Below are 16,803 nucleotides of genomic sequence, written 5' to 3'. Positions count from 1 at the left end.
TTACATATGTATAATAGAAATAGAATCATTCTGTAAATGAGGGTTACTATGAAGGATGTTGATTATCAGCTTAAGAAGTAATGTATTAACTAGATGATAAAGGCTGTGCTGGTTCTCCAGATTTGTTGAAATCCTATCTCCATCAAGCGCAAAAATGGATAAAATGAAAAAGCGTAATTTGTGTGAAAAGGCATGTGTAAAGGAATATTGGATCGTTGATACGCTCAATGAATTAATTGAAGTTTATGATTTAGACGAAAACAATCAATACGGGAAACCTTTATTCTTTTCAAGGGAAGATGCGTTGAAATCAATTCTTTTTCAGGAATTGGCGATAGATGTGGGGGAAATACTTTAACGTATAAATGTGTGGTCTTAAGCTTCATTAATATAAATAAGCGTCTAACCTTAATCACTGGGGTTAGGCGCTTATTTTGATTAAACAATAGTTTCCCATGGTCACATTCCTCTAGGCTTTCTCATTTTTCAATACGTCTAAATAACTTATAAAGTCCGTAAAGTGCTGTGAAAACAATTAATCCCAGTAAACAAAGATTGATGTAATAGCCTATCCCGCTGCCAAGTAAATCAAGTGGTGTGCTTGCTTCAGGGGTGGCGGAGAGATACAGATAATTCGCATCCAGCCATGGGTTAATGATGAATCCGATGATGGCTGCATACATAATTAAGTAACCATAGGATTCCAGCATGGATTTAAATGTAATCTTCACATTGCTTGTGACAACTAGGAAAATACCTGTCCATGAAATAGCTATATGATGAACGAAAAATTTCCAAAAACGAAAGTGTGGGAAATCATAAGGCAATTCAGGTGTGACCAGTGCTAAAAATGCAGGGATAAATCCAATGAAAAAGGTGATGATGATTAATTTTTTGTTATGGGTAACGAGCGCGATTGCCCCGGTTATTCCCGCGATTCCGCAAAGGTGCATTGGCGTGTGTTCGGCTAAACTCCAGATTCCATTTACTGCTGTCCACGTTTGATAAGACACCTCGGATAATACCAGCAGACCAAATAAAATCCACCTTACTGCGTTGTACATTAATTGATTGGAAATGATTTTTTTATAGGTTGTTAAAAGTAGGATAATGCCTGTTATGTAAATGATCAGCATAATGACATGATTGGTCCCAAATGCTTCAAAAGGAACCCCGTCCAGACTGGTGAACCATTCTCTCATAAAATCTCCCCATTTGTTTTCGCTTATTAAAAACAGACACTTGCTACAATTATATGGTAGAAGTGTCTGTCAGAATGCGTATACTGTCTGAAATTTAGCCTCCGATGATATGGAAACCGGAATCTACATGTAAAACTTCTCCAGTTACTCCTCGGGAGAGTTCACTCATGAAAAATAAAGTGGCGTCTCCCACCTGGTCCTGATCGACATTTCGCCTTAGAGGAGCTACTTCTTCAATGACTCCTGCTTTTTCATTAAAGCCGGATACTCCTTTGGCGGATAGGGTGCGAATTGGACCTGCAGAGACCGCATTGACACGAATGCCGTATTTTCCTACATCTTCTGCCAAGTACCTTACACTGGCCTCTAAAGATGCTTTTGCGACACCCATTACATTGTAGTTCTTAATGACACGTTCAGCGCCAAGATAGGTTTGTGTTACAATACTGCCGCCTTCTGTCATCACTTCTTTCGCAGCATTTGTCACAGCAACCAGTGAGTATGCGCTGATTTCCTGCGCTAACAAGAAACCGTCACGTGAAGTTTCTGCATATTCTCCTTGCAGTTCTTCGCGATTTGCGAAAGCGACAGAGTGAATCAATCCGTGAACGACACCGGCTTTCCCTTTGATTTCATCAAATGCTTCTTTGATGCTTTCGTCACTTGCCACATCACAGGAAACGATCAGTTTTGCTTTGATATCATTTTTCTCAAGCAGTTTAACCAGCTTTTGATAGGATCTTTCCTGTCTATTTGTGAAAATTAAATTAGCACCAGCATTATGTAATGACTTCGTGATGCCCCAAGCAATACTACGCTCGTTGGCGACACCCATGATTACGATATTTTTTCCTTCTAATAAACCTGACATGTTTAAACCTCCAAATTATGTTTCTTTTGTACATTATACCTAATTGTTCCCTTTAAAGAAATGATAATTATAAGGGGTTTTTGTGCGCCGGAAAAATTTTATTAAGAAAAATACATTTTCCTCTTTACAAAGGTTGTATAACTGGTTATAATAAAATTCGTTGGTTTCGAAAAACCATTGTAAATGTAGAAATTTGTAACTTTTTATGGCCCGTTGGTCAAGTGGTTAAGACACCGCCCTTTCACGGCGGTATCACGGGTTCGAATCCCGTACGGGTCACCAACATGGAGGATTAGCTCAGCTGGGAGAGCACCTGCCTTACAAGCAGGGGGTCGCAGGTTCGAGCCCTGCATCCTCCACCATTGCCGGCCTAGCTCAATTGGTAGAGCAACTGACTTGTAATCAGTAGGTTGGGGGTTCAAGTCCTCTGGCCGGCACCATTTTCTATGTCAATCATTTTCTTTGTATAAATAAAGGTAGCAATGGTCACAATAATTACGGAGGGGTAGCGAAGTGGCTAAACGCGGCGGACTGTAAATCCGCTCCCTCAGGGTTCGGGAGTTCGAATCTCTCCCCCTCCACCACTTTTATGATTGTTGGGCTATAGCCAAGCGGTAAGGCATCGGGTTTTGATCCCGTGTATCCCAGGTTCGAATCCTGGTAGCCCAGCCACTTTTTTATTTGTAGAGGTTGTTCAAAGCCTTTTTTATCCTCCGTTTTGAACACGCATTTTTAGGGAATTTTCGATTACATAGTTGAATGCTCTCACATCAATAAGAAAGCTTAGAAACATGAGCCATTAGCTCAGTCGGTAGAGCATCTGACTTTTAATCAGAGGGTCGGAGGTTCGAATCCTCCATGGCTCATCACGCTTTAAATGGGAAATAAAACGTAAAACATATGTATATTTCAATACTCGATAAACAAGGTCGCCTCAGTCAGAAGACAACCTTGTTTATTTGCATTTTAGGCCAATTTTTCACATAATGGATAGAGTGATTTTTTAAGTTCATGTAAATATCCAAAGGTTTCTAATAAACCATATAGGTAAATACATGTTATAATAGTATCACCTGAATTTTTTATTACCAGTTATAGGACGTCATTTATAGATAATTAAGTTGTAAAAAAGGATGATTTCATATGAAGACTTCTAGGATCCCGGGTTTTTATAATAAGTCTGTCGATGAGCGCAGAGAATTATTAAAAGACCTGCATACCTTTTCAGATGAAGAAATGGCTGCACTATCTTCAAAAGAATCACTACCTGCAGAAACTGCAGATAAAATGATCGAGAATGTGATTGGAACTTTTTCATTACCACTCGGTTTAGGATTGAATTTCCTTATAAATGGGAAAGAATATACTGTACCGATGGCGATTGAAGAACCTTCCGTTGTTGCTTCTGCAAGCCATATTGCTAAAATCGTCAGAACTGCCGGCGGTTTTACCACAGAAGCTACGGAAAGAGTGATGATTGGTCAGATTCAGGTAGTGGGATCGCCTGATATTCAAGCGGCAAAAGAAGCTATCTTAAACAATAAAGAAACATTGTTGCAAAGTGCAAATGATGCTTACCCAAGCATTGTTGCCAGAGGCGGCGGTGCAGAGGACCTGGAAGTTCGGCTATTAAATGAAGCATCCGATTCAAAATACGGGCAAATGCTTGTATTACATCTATATATTAATACATGTGATGCAATGGGAGCGAATATCATCAATACGATGGTGGAGTCATTAGCTCCGATTGTGGAAGAGTTAACAAAAGGTAAGGTCTATTTGCGGATTTTATCAAATTATGCGGATAAATGTCTGGCGCAAGCGCGCTGCGTGATTCCTCCTGCATTATTGGAAACAGGAGACTTCTCGGGGGAAGAAGTGCGTGACGGTGTTGTACATGCGTATGAATTTGCGGCATCTGACCCTTACCGTGCAGTTACGCATAATAAAGGAATTATGAACGGGATTGATCCAGTTGTGATTGCTACAGGGAACGACTGGCGGGCGGTAGAAGCCGGTGCACATGCTTATGCAGCCCGAAGTGGACAGTACAGCTCCATGACGACATGGTCTGTTGACAAAGAAGGTAATCTGGTTGGTGAACTGGAATTACCAATGTCTGTTGGATCTGTCGGTGGATCTATAGGAGTTCATCCAATGTCGAAGGTAGCACTTGGTATGCTGGATGTCGAATCTGCCCGGGAATTGGCTCAAGTGATTGTGGCTGTCGGATTGGCACAAAACCTTGGCGCTTTGAAAGCATTGGCAACGGATGGTATTCAAAAAGGTCATATGGCATTACATTCTCGCTCTGTTGCGATTGCAGCAGGGGCTTCTGGGGAGATGATTGATGTGATTGCAGAACAATTAGTCAACGAAAAAGATATCCGTGTCGGAAAAGCTAAAGAATTGGTGGAACAACATAAAAAATGAGTATACAAAAAGTAACAACATCAGAACAAACAGCTATAGGGATAGCTCATAGTAAACTAATTTTGATTGGGGAGCATGCAGTTGTACACGGACAGCCTGCCATCGCCATTCCCTTTCCATTAGTTGGTGTCGAAACGGTTATTGAATATGTACCCGGCTCTGTGAAATTGGATAGCTCTTTTTATTATGGACCACTTGATTCCGTTCCTGAGAATTTAAGTGGAATACGAACGTGTGTGAAAGAGACATTGGATTACCTCGAGGTACCTTGTGAGGACTTGCTGATTCGTATTAATTCATCGATTCCGCATGGTAAAGGGCTTGGATCCAGTGCTTCCGTGGCGATTTCTGTCATCCGGTCCTTATTTGCCTATGCAGGTAAGGAATGGACGAACGAAGAATTATTGCAGTTGGCCAATATTGCAGAAACGCATGCACATGGGGAACCAAGCGGGATTGATACATTGACCATCACGTCTGAGTCTTCCGTTTGGTATGAAAAAGAGCATCCAATTGATTTTATCAAGCTCAGCGAAGACTTTCATTTTGTTGTTGCAGACTCCGGTAGAATTGGGGATACCCGTCTTGCAGTCGAAAGTGTTTCTGACTTATTAAAGTCTGCACCAAAACGGATCCAGCGAAAGCTTGACCGTATAGGGGAGCTTACCCATCAGGCAAAACATGCATTGGAAAAGGCAGGCAAGCAATTCCTTGGCCAAATGCTGAACGAAGCACAAAAAGAATTGGAGCTGCTCGGCGTGAGTGATGCAGGTTTGAATAAACTCATTTATTTTGCCCGACAGGAAGGCGCTTTGGGAGCGAAATTAACTGGCGGCGGAAATGGTGGATGTATTATTGCATTGGCACAAAATGAGGTACATTCCAGACAGCTTGCGGAAAAATTGAGAAAAGTAGGGGCCCATGCGGTGTGGCCATTTGTACTGAAAAAAGATAAATAAGATAAACAGTTAAAGGGGAAGAATCATGAAGGCTACTGCTAAAGCACATACAAATATCGCTTTAATTAAATATTGGGGAAAACGGAATGACTCGCTCATTTTACCAACAAACAGTAGTCTTTCCCTTACATTGGACGGTTTTTATACGACCACTACGGTGGATTTTACGAAAGACTTGGCAAAAGATCATTTCACATTAAATGATGAAACTGTTGCAGGTGAACAATACAGCCGGGTAACGCAATTCCTTGACCTTATTCGGGAAGCTGCAGGAAAAGAGCATTTATATGCAGATGTTCAATCCATCAATGAAGTGCCGACAGCGGCGGGATTTGCCTCATCTGCTTCCGGTTTCGCAGCACTTGCTGCTGCAGGTTCCCGTGCAATTGGACTGGATTTAAGTCCTCAGGAATTATCCAGACTTACCCGTCAAGGTTCAGGTTCTGCCTGCAGGTCCATTTATGGCGGTTTTGCTCAATGGGAGATGGGCGAATTGGCTGATGGATCGGATTCATATGCCGTACCGGTAGCACCGGCTGATCACTGGGATGTTCGGGTTGCGGCTGTTGTACTTTCTTCAACGATGAAAAAAGTGTCGAGCCGTGAAGGGATGAAGCGAACTGTGGAAACCTCGCCTTTTTATGATGGCTGGATTAATAGCATTCCTGAGGATTTAACACAAATCAAAGCGGGCATTGCTGCTCGCGATTTTGAGAAAGTGGGAGAGATCGCAGAAGCAAACTGCCTGAAAATGCATGCGACAACGCTTGGGGCCAATCCACCGTTCACGTATTGGCATGATACAACATTAGCAGTCATGCAAAAGGTTCAGGCAATGCGGTCGGAAGGAATTCCTGCATATTTCACAATTGATGCAGGACCAAATGTGAAAGTACTCTATTTACCGGAAAACGAAAAAACTGTCGAAAAGACACTCCGTGATATACCTGGTGTAACAGATGTCCGCTTAAGCAAATCAGGTCAGGGAGTAACCTATCTATAGGGGTTGAACATGTTGTCGAATACATCAATGACGGTGAAAGTGCCTGGAAAACTGATGATTGCCGGGGAGTTTGCAGTGCTTGAACCCCACTACGATTTAGTTGTCATGGCAGTAGACCGTTTTGTTTATACAAGCCTGGAGGATAGTGATTTGAATTACCTCACGTTGGAAGATTTTCAATTACACGAACTCACTTGGGGCTATGAAAATAATAAAGTGGTGATTCACTCGGGTGACCCTCGCGTCCGATTTGTTCAGGATGCAATGACAGTTGCTTCTACATATTTACAAGAAAACAGCATTACTCCAACGCCTTTTACATTATCCGTAAAGAGTGAACTGGATGATGAATCTGGCGTGAAATACGGCCTTGGCTCAAGTGCAGCTGTCGTAACCTCTGTCATCTCTGCAATCTTAAAGAAATTCCTACCGGAAGATCCGGATCCCGCGTTGATTTTTAAACTCGCTTCTATTTCTCATATAAATACACAGGGGAATGGTTCAGGAGCTGACGTGGCAGCATCTTCGTATGGTGGTTTTCTTCAATATTCCTCTTTTCAGGCCGAATGGCTAAAGAAGGAATATGAGAATGCGAAGACACTGACAGAGCTTCTGGAAAAAAATTGGATTTATCATTCCGTTGAACCGGTGAATTTGCCGAAAAATATACATGTGTGTATTGGCTGGACAGGAAAACCGGCTTCCACTAAGAAACTTGTCGATGAAATTTTGAAACTGAAAATAGATAACGCTGAGCAGTTTCAACAATTTCTTAATCGCAGTGAGGAAGCTGTCGGAAACTTCCTTCAAGGTATGCAAGAGAAAGATACGCCCCTTTTATTAAAAGGTGTGAAACAAAACAGACAGGCATTGGCAGACGTTGGAGAAAAAGCCGATGTGGCGATCGAGACACCTTTGCTTGCAACATTATGTGATATAGCTGAGGAACTTGGCGGAGCTGGTAAGCCTTCCGGTGCAGGCGGCGGAGATTGCGGAATTGCATTCATGCCCTCAAAAGAACAAGCAGAGAAGCTCATGCTTAAATGGTCAGAAGCAGGGATTAAACCACTGTCTATCAAGCCACATGAACACGGAGCTGCGATAGTAGAATAAGGCTGATTCCGTAAATTTTGTTGCGCTGCAGCCCTCGCAGCTGATATAAGATCTGACGTAACTGCTATGTTGATTTCCGCGCGGGGGACAAGCATGAACCTTCATTTCAAGTTATTTCGCACTTTATCGTTTTTTATGTCAAAAGCAAAAAATATTAGAATATAGCCTAAGATTAAAAGAAAAAATAGATGCCTCGGAGCAATTTGGAGTGCAGGTATACTATCAAGCTTTTGTTTTGCATATTTATACATTAAAATGTCGAGTTGAGTCACTCGGCATTTTTTAGCTACAATAAAGATTAAAGGAGGCGATCAGAATGAAAAACAATATGTCGATTATTGGAGTTCCAATGGATCTGGGTCAGAGCCGCCGTGGTGTTGATATGGGGCCTAGCGCGATGCGGTATGCAGGTGCCATTGAAAAATTGCAAGCATTAAAAGAGGATATCCATGACTTAGGGGATATTTCCATTGAGCGTCCGGATACGAAAAATGAAGTTACTGAAAGCAACTTAAAAAACCTGGAGCAGGTCATCAAAGCAAATGAGGAACTTGCAGAAATTGTCGATCAGGAAATAGTAAAAGATCGTTTCCCACTGGTCCTGGGAGGAGATCATAGTATTGCTATTGGGAGCCTTGCAGGTATATCCAAGCATTACGAGAATCTGGGTGTCATCTGGTATGATGCACATGGGGATTTAAATTCCAGTGAAACATCACCATCCGGTAATATTCATGGCATGCCACTGGCAGCCAGTTTGGGTATCGGACATGAGAAATTAACGAACATTCATGGCTATCTTCCAAAAATAAAACCTGAAAATCTGGTGATTGTCGGTGCACGATCGCTTGATCCTGGGGAAAGAGACTTGATTCGGGAAAAAGGTATCAGAGTATACACCATGCATGAAATCGATCGAATGGGAATGCCGAAAGTGATGGAAGAGACGATTGACTATTTAAAAGACCGTACAGATGGTGTGCATCTCAGTCTTGACCTTGATGGTCTTGATCCATCTGAAGCACCAGGTGTAGGTACGCCTGTTATTGGCGGGATGTCTTATCGTGAAAGCCATTTGGCCATGGAAATGCTGGCAGAAGCAGAGTTGCTGACATCTGCTGAGTTTGTAGAAGTGAATCCAATTCTGGATGAGAAAAACAAAACAGCAACGGTTGCTGTCGGTTTGATGGGGTCCTTGTTTGGTGAGAAATTGAAATAATGCATTTAAATTAAAAGGTTAGCACTAAAAAAAGACATTAAATCTCGATTCTTGAGAAGTTTGATGTCTTTTTCCTCCTGTTTATATATACTATTTAAGCGTCATTGCGCGCTATTTTGGTATTCATTGATTAACTTGTCCAACTTCATACTGGAAGATATAACAGCATCAGAAGTTAGTTCATGCGTATCGCTTAAGGATATCATTTCCTTTCGACATTCTTCTATTTTTTCCAGTAATCGGATTTTACTCACAAAATTCCCCTCCAATCTAGTATAATATATTATGAAAATACCCAATAGAGCACAAGAATAAACATCTTATGATTAAAAAGGTTGATTTTAAAGGTATTTTATACATAAAAATTCTGTTCTACCCACCGAAATCAAAAATAATTGAAACAAAGTGAAACCTTTTTCGATTCTTATTCGTAACATAAATACCGCATAGTAAGCGGAGGTAACCTTATGGATCAAATGATTAAACAAAGAATAAAACAAGTGAAAAAGGGAGATCAATCCGCTTTTGAGGATGTTGTCTCTTTTTATCAGAATAAAATTTATCAACATTGCTACCGAATGCTTGGAAATGCACACGAAGCGGAGGATATTGCACAAGAAGCATTTATTCGTGCATATGTAAATATCCACTCCTTTGATGAACGGAGGAAATTTTCAACATGGTTGTATCGGATCGCCACGAATTTGACGATTGACCGGATCCGAAAACGAAAACCGGATTATTACCTCGATGCTGAAGTCAAAGGAACCGAAGGACTGGACATGTATTCCCGGCTGGCCGCTGATCGCCCTCTTCCGGGTGAAGAAGTGGAAAGTCTCGAAATGCAGCGCTATATCCATAAAGAAATATCAGAGCTTCCACCAAAATATCGGAGTATCATTATTCTCAGATACCTGGAGGAATTCTCCCTTAAGGAAATCAGTGACACTCTGGATATCCCGCTCGGAACAGTGAAAACGCGAATTCATCGGGGAAGGGAAGCTTTACGGAAGAAGCTTCGCCATGTGTAAAGGAGTGTGACTTAGATGAAGTGTAGACCTGAAGCCATAGGGCTTATGCATAAGTATTTAGATGGAGACTTAACACAACAGGAAGAGACAGCATTGCGTACCCATTTAGAAGACTGTGAAGCTTGTCAGCAACATTTTCATGAGCTAAAAAGAACAATCACACTACTTCAGAGTACGGAGCATATAGAGGCACCTGCAAATTTTACAAATAAAGTAATGCAAAACCTGCCAGTTGAAAAGAAGCCGGTTAAATATAAACGCTGGTTAAAATCACATCCAGTACTTACAGCTGCAGCAATATTTTTGATTTTTATGATCGGCAGTTTAGTTTCAACATGGAATCAGGACAGTGAGCTTGTTGTTTCGAAACAGGAAAACCTGATTATTCAAGGAGATACCGTAATTGTTCCTTCAGATGTCACGGTACAAGGTGATTTGCTTGTCAAAAACGGTAATCTGATAATTGAAGGTACTGTTGACGGGAATGTAACATTGGTTAACGGAGAACTTATCAATAACGACGAGCCAATTGACGGAGAAGGATTGATGGCATCTGTAGGTGAAGTGAATGGAGAACTGAAAACAATCGACAGGGCATTCGAATGGATGTGGTACCAGATGAAGAGTTTCTTTCGGGGGGTTTTTGATTTTTAACCCCTGACTGGCGCTGTTTAAATTGAATCAGAATAGCTCCCATATGGAAATAAGTTCCGGATAAAGGTCCCCTTTTATTCGGGATTTTTTATTGTTTAAAAAATTTCCTTATGGGTGTTCTCTATAGGCGAGATAATGGCAATAATATGTTATAATGTAAACAATTAAACGATAGATATACATAGTGAAAAGGAAAATTTTTTTGTACAAAGGGAAGTGTAAGCATGCTTGATGGGGGACTTAATCTCATAGAACTGCTAAGAATAGGCGTAGATGTCGCTCTCGTCTGGTATGTATTATATAAATTGATTATGCTAATCAGGGGAACAAAAGCGATTCAATTGTTAAAAGGGATCGCTGTTGTACTGGCTGTTTGGCTAATCAGTATCTTATTCGATCTACAAACGGTGCAGTGGATTACAAACCAGGCGATTTTATGGGGCTTTTTATCCATTATCATCTTATTCCAGCCTGAACTGAGGAGAGCACTTGAACAGATTGGCAGAGGAAATCTGTTTGCAAGAAGTGCCAGGACGGAAGAAGAAATCATTGAAAGTAATATTGAAGCAATCATTCAATCCAGTAAATATATGGCAAAGCGGCGGATTGGAGCATTGATTTCCATCGAACGCGAAACCGGGATTGGGGAATATGTGGAAACAGGTATACCAGTCAACGGAAAATTGACGCATCAGCTTTTAACAAACATTTTCACACCAAATACACCGCTTCATGACGGAGCTGTTATTGTAAAAGACTCCGAGATTGCTGCAGCAGCCTGCTATCTCCCACTCTCAGAAAGCCCGTTCATTTCCAAGGAATTAGGAACGAGGCACCGTGCGGCAATGGGAATCAGTGAAGTTACCGATGCCCTTACAATTGTTGTATCTGAGGAAACAGGAAATATTTCTTGTACAAAAAATGGTGAGTTATTTAGGGAAGTGAATGAAGAAAGACTTCGTGAGATATTACGGAATAATTTATCATTACATCCGAAAACCCCTGAGAAGAAGCCGAAGAAACGGAAGGGGGAACAATAATGGATAATTGGTTTAAAAGCAAATGGTTTATCCGGGTTCTTTCATTGGCATTCGCTATATTGTTATACGTTTTCGTAAACGTGGAAGTGAACACCTCCTCGAATGATTCGACATTTTCCGGCAGATCGGATGAAGTGCAGACACTGGATGAAGTTCCGTTAGATATACGAATGGATCAGGAAAATTATGTGGTCAGTGGGGTGCCTGAATTTGTCTCTGTCTCACTGGAAGGATCACAGGCTATTTTGACCCCGACCACTATCCGGCAAAACTTTGATGTATATGTTGACCTGCAGGGACTTGATGCAGGAGAACACTTAGTAGAAATTGAATATGAAAATATGCCAACTGAACTAGAGGTCTATATTGAACCAAAAACGATTGAGGTAGAGATTGAGGAAAGAGAAACCCAGGAGTTTCAGGTGGGTGCGGAATTTCTGAACACAGACGAGATGCCTGATGGATATGAGCTTGGTGAACACGAAGTTGACCCTGAATCGGTGACCATTACAAGTTCACAAAGTGTGATTGACCAAATCGGTATGGTAAATGTATATATTGATGTTGCTGAACAGGATGAAGCGATAAATAGCCGGGAAGTGCCTGTGAATGTTTATGACAGACAAGGCAATGAATTAGATGTTCGGGTAGAACCGGAAAATGTTGAGGTATCTGCAGAAATTGACAATCCGAGTAAAACGGTCCCTGTTAATGTTGCAACAACCGGGGAATTGGCAGAGGGCTATGAAATGGAATCCATTTCTGCTACTGTAGACGAAGCAGAAATTTTTGCAAGAAGCAGTATCCTTGAAGAGATAGAAGAAGTATCAACGGAAGAAATTGATTTATCCGAGATAACCGAGTCGGGAACTATTGAGACAAGCCTGGCTCTTCCAGACGGAGCAATTGCCCCGGACATGGAAACAATCGAAGTTGAGGTTGAATTGGAACAAACAGCAACATTTGAAGATGTCCCTGTTGAAGAACAAGGATTGGGAGAAGAACAGAATATTAGCTTTACGGATCCGGCAACCGAGGAAATGGATATAACCGTTACAGGTGATGCATCCGAGGTCGGTGAGCTGAGTCCGGATGATTTTGGTTTATCTATTAATTTGAATGAAATGGTTGCAGGAGAGCATCTTGTGCCTGTAACCATTGAAGGGCCGGATTCAGAGAATTTGACGATAACTGGAGAATATGAAGAAATTGCTGTTGAAATTAATTGATCGCAGATGAGATGGTCTTACGAATAGAACAAGTAACCATCACTCTCACTTGATAAGATTGATTTGGAGAGTAAAGGAGAGGTATCATGGGAAAATATTTTGGAACAGATGGCGTAAGAGGGGTGGCAAATAAAGGACTCACTCCAGAAATGGCATTTAAATTAGGGCGTTTTGGCGGCTATATTTTAACAAAGGAAACGGAGAAGCCGAGAATCTTGATCGGACGGGATACCCGTGTCTCAGGACATATGCTCGAAGGTGCTCTTCTAGCTGGATTGCTGTCCATCGGGGCAGAAGTGATGCGTCTCGGTGTCATCTCAACTCCTGGTGTTGCTTATTTAACAAAAGCTACAAGTTCCCAGGCGGGGATTATGATTTCTGCATCACATAATCCGGTGGAGGACAATGGGATTAAATTTTTCGGGCCGGATGGCTTTAAACTTTCAGATGATCAGGAAGATGAAATCGAACGTCTAATCGATGGCGAAGATGATCTGCCACGTCCGACGGGGGCAGATATTGGGGTGATTAATGACTACTTTGAAGGTGGTCAGAAATACCTTTCCTTCCTGAAAGATACGATTGATAATGATTTTGAAGGGTTCCAAATTGCACTCGACTGCGCACATGGGGCGACATCCGGTTTGGCTACCCATTTATTTGCCGACCTTGAAGCAGATATCTTCACGATTGGATCATCACCAGACGGATTAAATATCAATGAAGGTGTAGGATCAACACATCCGGAAGGCTTGCAATCATTTGTTAAAGAAAAGGGCGCTGATATTGGACTTGCCTTTGATGGAGATGGTGACCGACTGATTGCTGTTGATGAAAATGGAACAATCGTAGACGGCGACCAGATTATGTTCATCTGTGCCAAATATATGAATTCCAAAGGTGTCCTTAGACAAAACACGGTTGTATCAACGGTAATGAGTAATATCGGTTTCTATAAAGCATTGCAAGAGAATGGTATGCGTAGTGATAAGACATCGGTAGGCGACCGTTATGTCATGGAAGAAATGCGTAAAGGCGGCTATAACCTTGGTGGGGAACAGTCAGGCCATATCATTTTCCTTGACTACAATACTACTGGTGATGGTATGCTTTCTGCGCTGCAACTGGTAAATGTCATGAAGGAAACAGGTAAGCCGTTATCAGAGCTTGCCAATGAGATGGAAATCTACCCGCAAGTGCTGAAAAACGTAAAAGTCATTGATAAAAATGAAGCCTTGACACATCCGCAAATTCAAAATGAAATCGAAGCGGTGGAACAGGAACTAGGAGACGAAGGACGCGTACTTGTTCGTCCATCTGGAACTGAACCACTCGTTCGTGTGATGGTGGAAGCACCAACAAAAGAAGAATGTGAGAAATATGTTAATCAGGTTGTAAAAGTAATTGATAGCTTGCTTGGTATGAAAGAATAGAATAACTGATAGAAGGCCGCTCTCTGTGATGAGGGCGGTTTTTGTATGTTTTTTGAAGAGGATTGGATAGAGGAGTGAAGCGGAAATAGAGCGGGATCCAGGCAGAATCGAGCTAGAAAAGCGCCGTCTTGCGAATCTTGTTGACGCTCGCTCGATTTAAAAGCGAAGTAGGTTGATGCTAAAAGCCGGGGCGATGTTGCGGTGGAAAAGGTCGATGATATATGAGATTGAGTCGATGCTGCCGGTACCGGGGGCGAAGTTCTATGAAATAAAGGCGATGTTTACGTAGACAAGGTTGATGCAGCATGAGGAGAAGGCGATGTTCACGAACAAAAGGTCGATGTTAGATAAGAATAAGGCGATGTTCTCAATACCATACACGCTCCCCTCCTTCCTCGCTCCGCCATCGATACCATACACACTCCTCAAATATGATACGATAAAAATAAAAAAGGAGACCAGTCATGATAACCATTCTAATCGTTGATGATGATCCGCATATTCGTGAACTGTTACGTTTTTATTTACAAAAAGAAAGCTATAAAACAATCGAAGCGGCAGATGGAGAAGAGGCGCAGCAACTGTTGGAACAGCACCGTATTCATCTTGCGCTTGTTGATATTATGATGCCGAACGTGGATGGCTATGAGCTTTGCAGGGAAATCCGGAAGTTCTATGATATTCCTGTCCTGATGATAACGGCCAAGGGAGAAATGAAGGATAAAGAAACGGCTTTTCAAGCAGGCACAGATGATTATATTACAAAGCCTTTTGAACCGAAAGAAGTCCTTTTCCGCATCAAAGCATTGCTTCGCAGGTTTCAGATGATAAATGAAGAGAACATTCATATTGGAAGGACCACCATAAATCGAAAAAGCTATGAAGTCCAGTCCAGTGGTAAAACAATCATTTTACCATTAAAAGAGTTTGAATTGCTGGCACAACTGGCTAGTTATCCAAACCGGATATTTTCCCGCGAACAGATAATTGATCTGGTCTGGGGCAATGATTTTGAAGGCAATGACCGGACAGTAGACGTACATATTAAGCGATTGCGTGAAAGGTTTACAAAAGATAGCCATGGCTTTTCGATTCAGACCGTCAGAGGGTTAGGGTATAAGCTGACAGTTACAGTGGATGAGGAATGATTCGTTCATTTGCTGTTCATAAAAATTCTGTACAATGAGCCGGACCAGACAGATTGGAGGCCACCACCATGCGGACACTTTATGTGCGGATTATTATTATAACGATGGCGATTATGATTGCAAGTGCAATCATTGCTTTTGCCGTGTCGAATATTTATTATCAATTCTATTTAAAGCCTGAAAATGACCAAAAAGTGACACATATTACAGAAAACATTGTAGCTATCTATGAGCGAAACAACAATCAGCCGTTACCCGATTTCTTAACATCGATGGCTGATCTTGGTTATAAATTTCATTTGGTTGATCAGCATGGACAAGCACAGACATTTGGAAAATCATTTGCTTCAACGGATATGGAGCAGAGCGATATCGAAGCCGTTTTAAGTGGCGAAACCTATCATGGCATTGCAAACTACCCCTGGAGGCCATTTATAACTGGATTTTTTGACAATGATTTAGCGAATACAATAGGGGTCCCAATCCAGGTAGATGGACAGGCGTATGCGTTATTTGTTCGTCCTGACTCGACACAGCAGTTTGGAGAAATGCGGATATTCCTCGCAGTTTTGCTTGTATTAACATTGCTTTTTAGTTTTTTAATGGTATTAATCAGCACCAGATTTGTTGTCAAACCAATCAAAAAACTGACAGAGGCGACAAAGAAAATAGCTGCCGGAAATTATCACTTGAAACTTGATGTGAACAGGCATGATGAAATAGGTCGTCTTGCAAATGATTTCACAAAAATGAGTGACAGCTTGGAGAGTACCGAGGAAAAGAGGCAGGAATTTGTCTCAAGTGTCTCTCATGAAATTCAGTCACCACTTACTTCAATCCAGGGATTTTCCAGGACACTAAGAGAGGAAAACCTGACCGAAGAAGAACACTCACATTATTTAACGATTATTGAGAAGGAAAGTAAACGTTTATCCCTATTAAGTAAACAACTGCTTACCCTCTCTTCATTGGACAGTGAGGTAGAGGGAGAGATGTTGGCCTATGATGTGGCGGATCAGCTGAAAGAAGTCATGCAGGCAACGGAGTGGCAATGGCGTGAAAAGGAAGTAGCAATCGAAATGAATGTATCCCCTACGAAAATTGTAGGGGATCCGAAATTACTTCAGCAGGTTTGGATGAATTTAGTGGAAAATGCCATTCGCTATACGAACCCCGGTGGAACAATTACGATTATGGCCTTTCGTGATAAAACAGAGACACAGGTTATCGTAGAAGATACGGGGATCGGCATTGAAAAAGAAGATCTCCCTCAATTATTTGACAGGTTTTATAAAGTGGATAAAGCAAGAACAAGAACGAAGAGTAGTACAGGGCTTGGCCTTTCCATTGTAAAAAAAATCATCGAATTACATCATGGAACAATCATGGTGGACAGTGAGCCTGGAAAAGGTTCCACGTTCACTGTCAGCCTGCCAAAGGCGTAATGATTTATTCATCTTCTGTTCAT

Annotated in this window: 16 protein-coding genes and 6 tRNA genes; 19 read left to right on the top strand and 3 right to left on the bottom strand. The window is 41.6% G+C overall.

The window, feature by feature from the left end:
* Positions 1–154: 154 nt before the first annotated feature.
* Positions 155–358: a Uma2 family endonuclease gene (locus ACZ427_RS16480; protein ID WP_464883467.1), complete on the top strand. Its 204-nt coding sequence runs from the start codon at positions 155–157 to the stop codon at positions 356–358.
* A 121-nt stretch (positions 359–479) separates the two neighbouring features.
* On the opposite strand, the gene ACZ427_RS16475 is transcribed toward ACZ427_RS16480, so the two are convergent.
* Positions 480–1,202: a YwaF family protein gene (locus ACZ427_RS16475; RefSeq protein ID WP_461179108.1), complete on the bottom strand. Its 723-nt coding sequence runs from the start codon at positions 1,200–1,202 to the stop codon at positions 480–482.
* A 94-nt stretch (positions 1,203–1,296) separates the two neighbouring features.
* Complete coding sequence (fabI, locus tag ACZ427_RS16470; protein WP_461179109.1) at positions 1,297–2,073, bottom strand: enoyl-ACP reductase FabI; 777 nt, start codon at positions 2,071–2,073, stop codon at positions 1,297–1,299.
* A 207-nt stretch (positions 2,074–2,280) separates the two neighbouring features.
* On the opposite strand from fabI, the gene ACZ427_RS16465 reads away from it, so the two are divergent.
* The 11 genes from ACZ427_RS16465 to rocF all read left to right on the top strand — a co-directional run bounded on the left by ACZ427_RS16465 (position 2,281) and on the right by rocF (position 8,800).
* A tRNA-Glu gene (locus ACZ427_RS16465) sits at positions 2,281–2,355 on the top strand.
* A gap of 4 nt (positions 2,356–2,359) precedes the next feature.
* Positions 2,360–2,435, top strand: a tRNA-Val gene (locus ACZ427_RS16460).
* A 2-nt stretch (positions 2,436–2,437) separates the two neighbouring features.
* Positions 2,438–2,513, top strand: a tRNA-Thr gene (locus ACZ427_RS16455).
* A 59-nt stretch (positions 2,514–2,572) separates the two neighbouring features.
* Positions 2,573–2,657: transfer RNA gene (locus ACZ427_RS16450), tRNA-Tyr, on the top strand.
* 13 nt (positions 2,658–2,670) lie between these two features.
* Positions 2,671–2,745 (top strand) — tRNA-Gln (locus ACZ427_RS16445).
* A 121-nt stretch (positions 2,746–2,866) separates the two neighbouring features.
* A tRNA-Lys gene (locus ACZ427_RS16440) sits at positions 2,867–2,939 on the top strand.
* Between the two features lie 277 nt (positions 2,940–3,216).
* Positions 3,217–4,506: a hydroxymethylglutaryl-CoA reductase, degradative gene (locus ACZ427_RS16435; RefSeq protein ID WP_461179110.1), complete on the top strand. Its 1,290-nt coding sequence runs from the start codon at positions 3,217–3,219 to the stop codon at positions 4,504–4,506.
* Positions 4,503–5,465, top strand: a complete 963-nt coding sequence (mvk, locus tag ACZ427_RS16430) for a mevalonate kinase (protein WP_461179111.1) — start codon at positions 4,503–4,505, stop codon at positions 5,463–5,465. The genes ACZ427_RS16435 and mvk overlap by 4 nt, the downstream gene beginning before the upstream one ends.
* 25 nt (positions 5,466–5,490) lie before the next feature.
* Complete coding sequence (gene mvaD / locus ACZ427_RS16425) at positions 5,491–6,468, top strand: diphosphomevalonate decarboxylase (RefSeq protein WP_461179112.1); 978 nt, start codon at positions 5,491–5,493, stop codon at positions 6,466–6,468.
* Between the two features lie 9 nt (positions 6,469–6,477).
* The gene (locus ACZ427_RS16420) at positions 6,478–7,581 is read left to right on the top strand and encodes a phosphomevalonate kinase (protein WP_461179113.1); all 1,104 of its coding nucleotides are present in this window, start codon (positions 6,478–6,480) and stop codon (positions 7,579–7,581) included.
* A gap of 316 nt (positions 7,582–7,897) precedes the next feature.
* Positions 7,898–8,800, top strand: coding sequence for an arginase (gene rocF, locus ACZ427_RS16415; RefSeq protein ID WP_461179114.1), 903 nt, complete (start codon positions 7,898–7,900; stop codon positions 8,798–8,800).
* 101 nt (positions 8,801–8,901) lie between these two features.
* On the opposite strand, the gene ACZ427_RS16410 is transcribed toward rocF, so the two are convergent.
* Positions 8,902–9,054, bottom strand: a complete 153-nt coding sequence (locus ACZ427_RS16410; protein WP_461179115.1) for a Spo0E family sporulation regulatory protein-aspartic acid phosphatase — start codon at positions 9,052–9,054, stop codon at positions 8,902–8,904.
* Between the two features lie 213 nt (positions 9,055–9,267).
* On the opposite strand from ACZ427_RS16410, the gene sigW reads away from it, so the two are divergent.
* The 7 genes from sigW (at position 9,268) to ACZ427_RS16375 (ending at position 16,780) form a co-directional block, all read left to right on the top strand.
* Positions 9,268–9,831, top strand: a complete 564-nt coding sequence (sigW, locus tag ACZ427_RS16405) for an RNA polymerase sigma factor SigW (RefSeq protein WP_461179116.1) — start codon at positions 9,268–9,270, stop codon at positions 9,829–9,831.
* Between the two features lie 15 nt (positions 9,832–9,846).
* A complete protein-coding gene (gene rsiW, locus ACZ427_RS16400) occupies positions 9,847–10,485 on the top strand; it encodes an anti-sigma-W factor RsiW (protein WP_461179117.1) in 639 nt (212 codons plus the stop codon).
* Between the two features lie 224 nt (positions 10,486–10,709).
* Positions 10,710–11,525: a diadenylate cyclase CdaA gene (gene cdaA, locus ACZ427_RS16395; RefSeq protein ID WP_461179118.1), complete on the top strand. Its 816-nt coding sequence runs from the start codon at positions 10,710–10,712 to the stop codon at positions 11,523–11,525.
* Entirely contained in the window at positions 11,525–12,754 is a 1,230-nt protein-coding gene (locus ACZ427_RS16390) for a CdaR family protein (protein WP_461179119.1), read from the top strand. Before cdaA ends, ACZ427_RS16390 begins: the two co-directional genes overlap by 1 nt.
* 86 nt (positions 12,755–12,840) lie before the next feature.
* Positions 12,841–14,187 (top strand): phosphoglucosamine mutase, encoded by a 1,347-nt coding sequence (gene glmM, locus ACZ427_RS16385; RefSeq protein ID WP_461179120.1) that lies wholly within the window; start codon positions 12,841–12,843, stop codon positions 14,185–14,187.
* Positions 14,188–14,651: 464 nt separating this feature from the next.
* Positions 14,652–15,335 carry a response regulator transcription factor gene (locus ACZ427_RS16380; RefSeq protein WP_461179121.1) on the top strand — a complete coding sequence of 228 codons (684 nt, stop codon included), beginning with the start codon at positions 14,652–14,654 and terminating at the stop codon, positions 15,333–15,335.
* Between the two features lie 68 nt (positions 15,336–15,403).
* Positions 15,404–16,780, top strand: a complete 1,377-nt coding sequence (locus tag ACZ427_RS16375; protein WP_461179122.1) for a sensor histidine kinase — start codon at positions 15,404–15,406, stop codon at positions 16,778–16,780.
* Positions 16,781–16,803 lie beyond the last annotated feature (23 nt).

The sequence above is a fragment of the Virgibacillus ainsalahensis genome (assembly GCF_055380755.1).
Note: the sequence above shows the minus strand (reverse complement) of the source record. Positions and strands in the feature narration are given on the sequence as shown.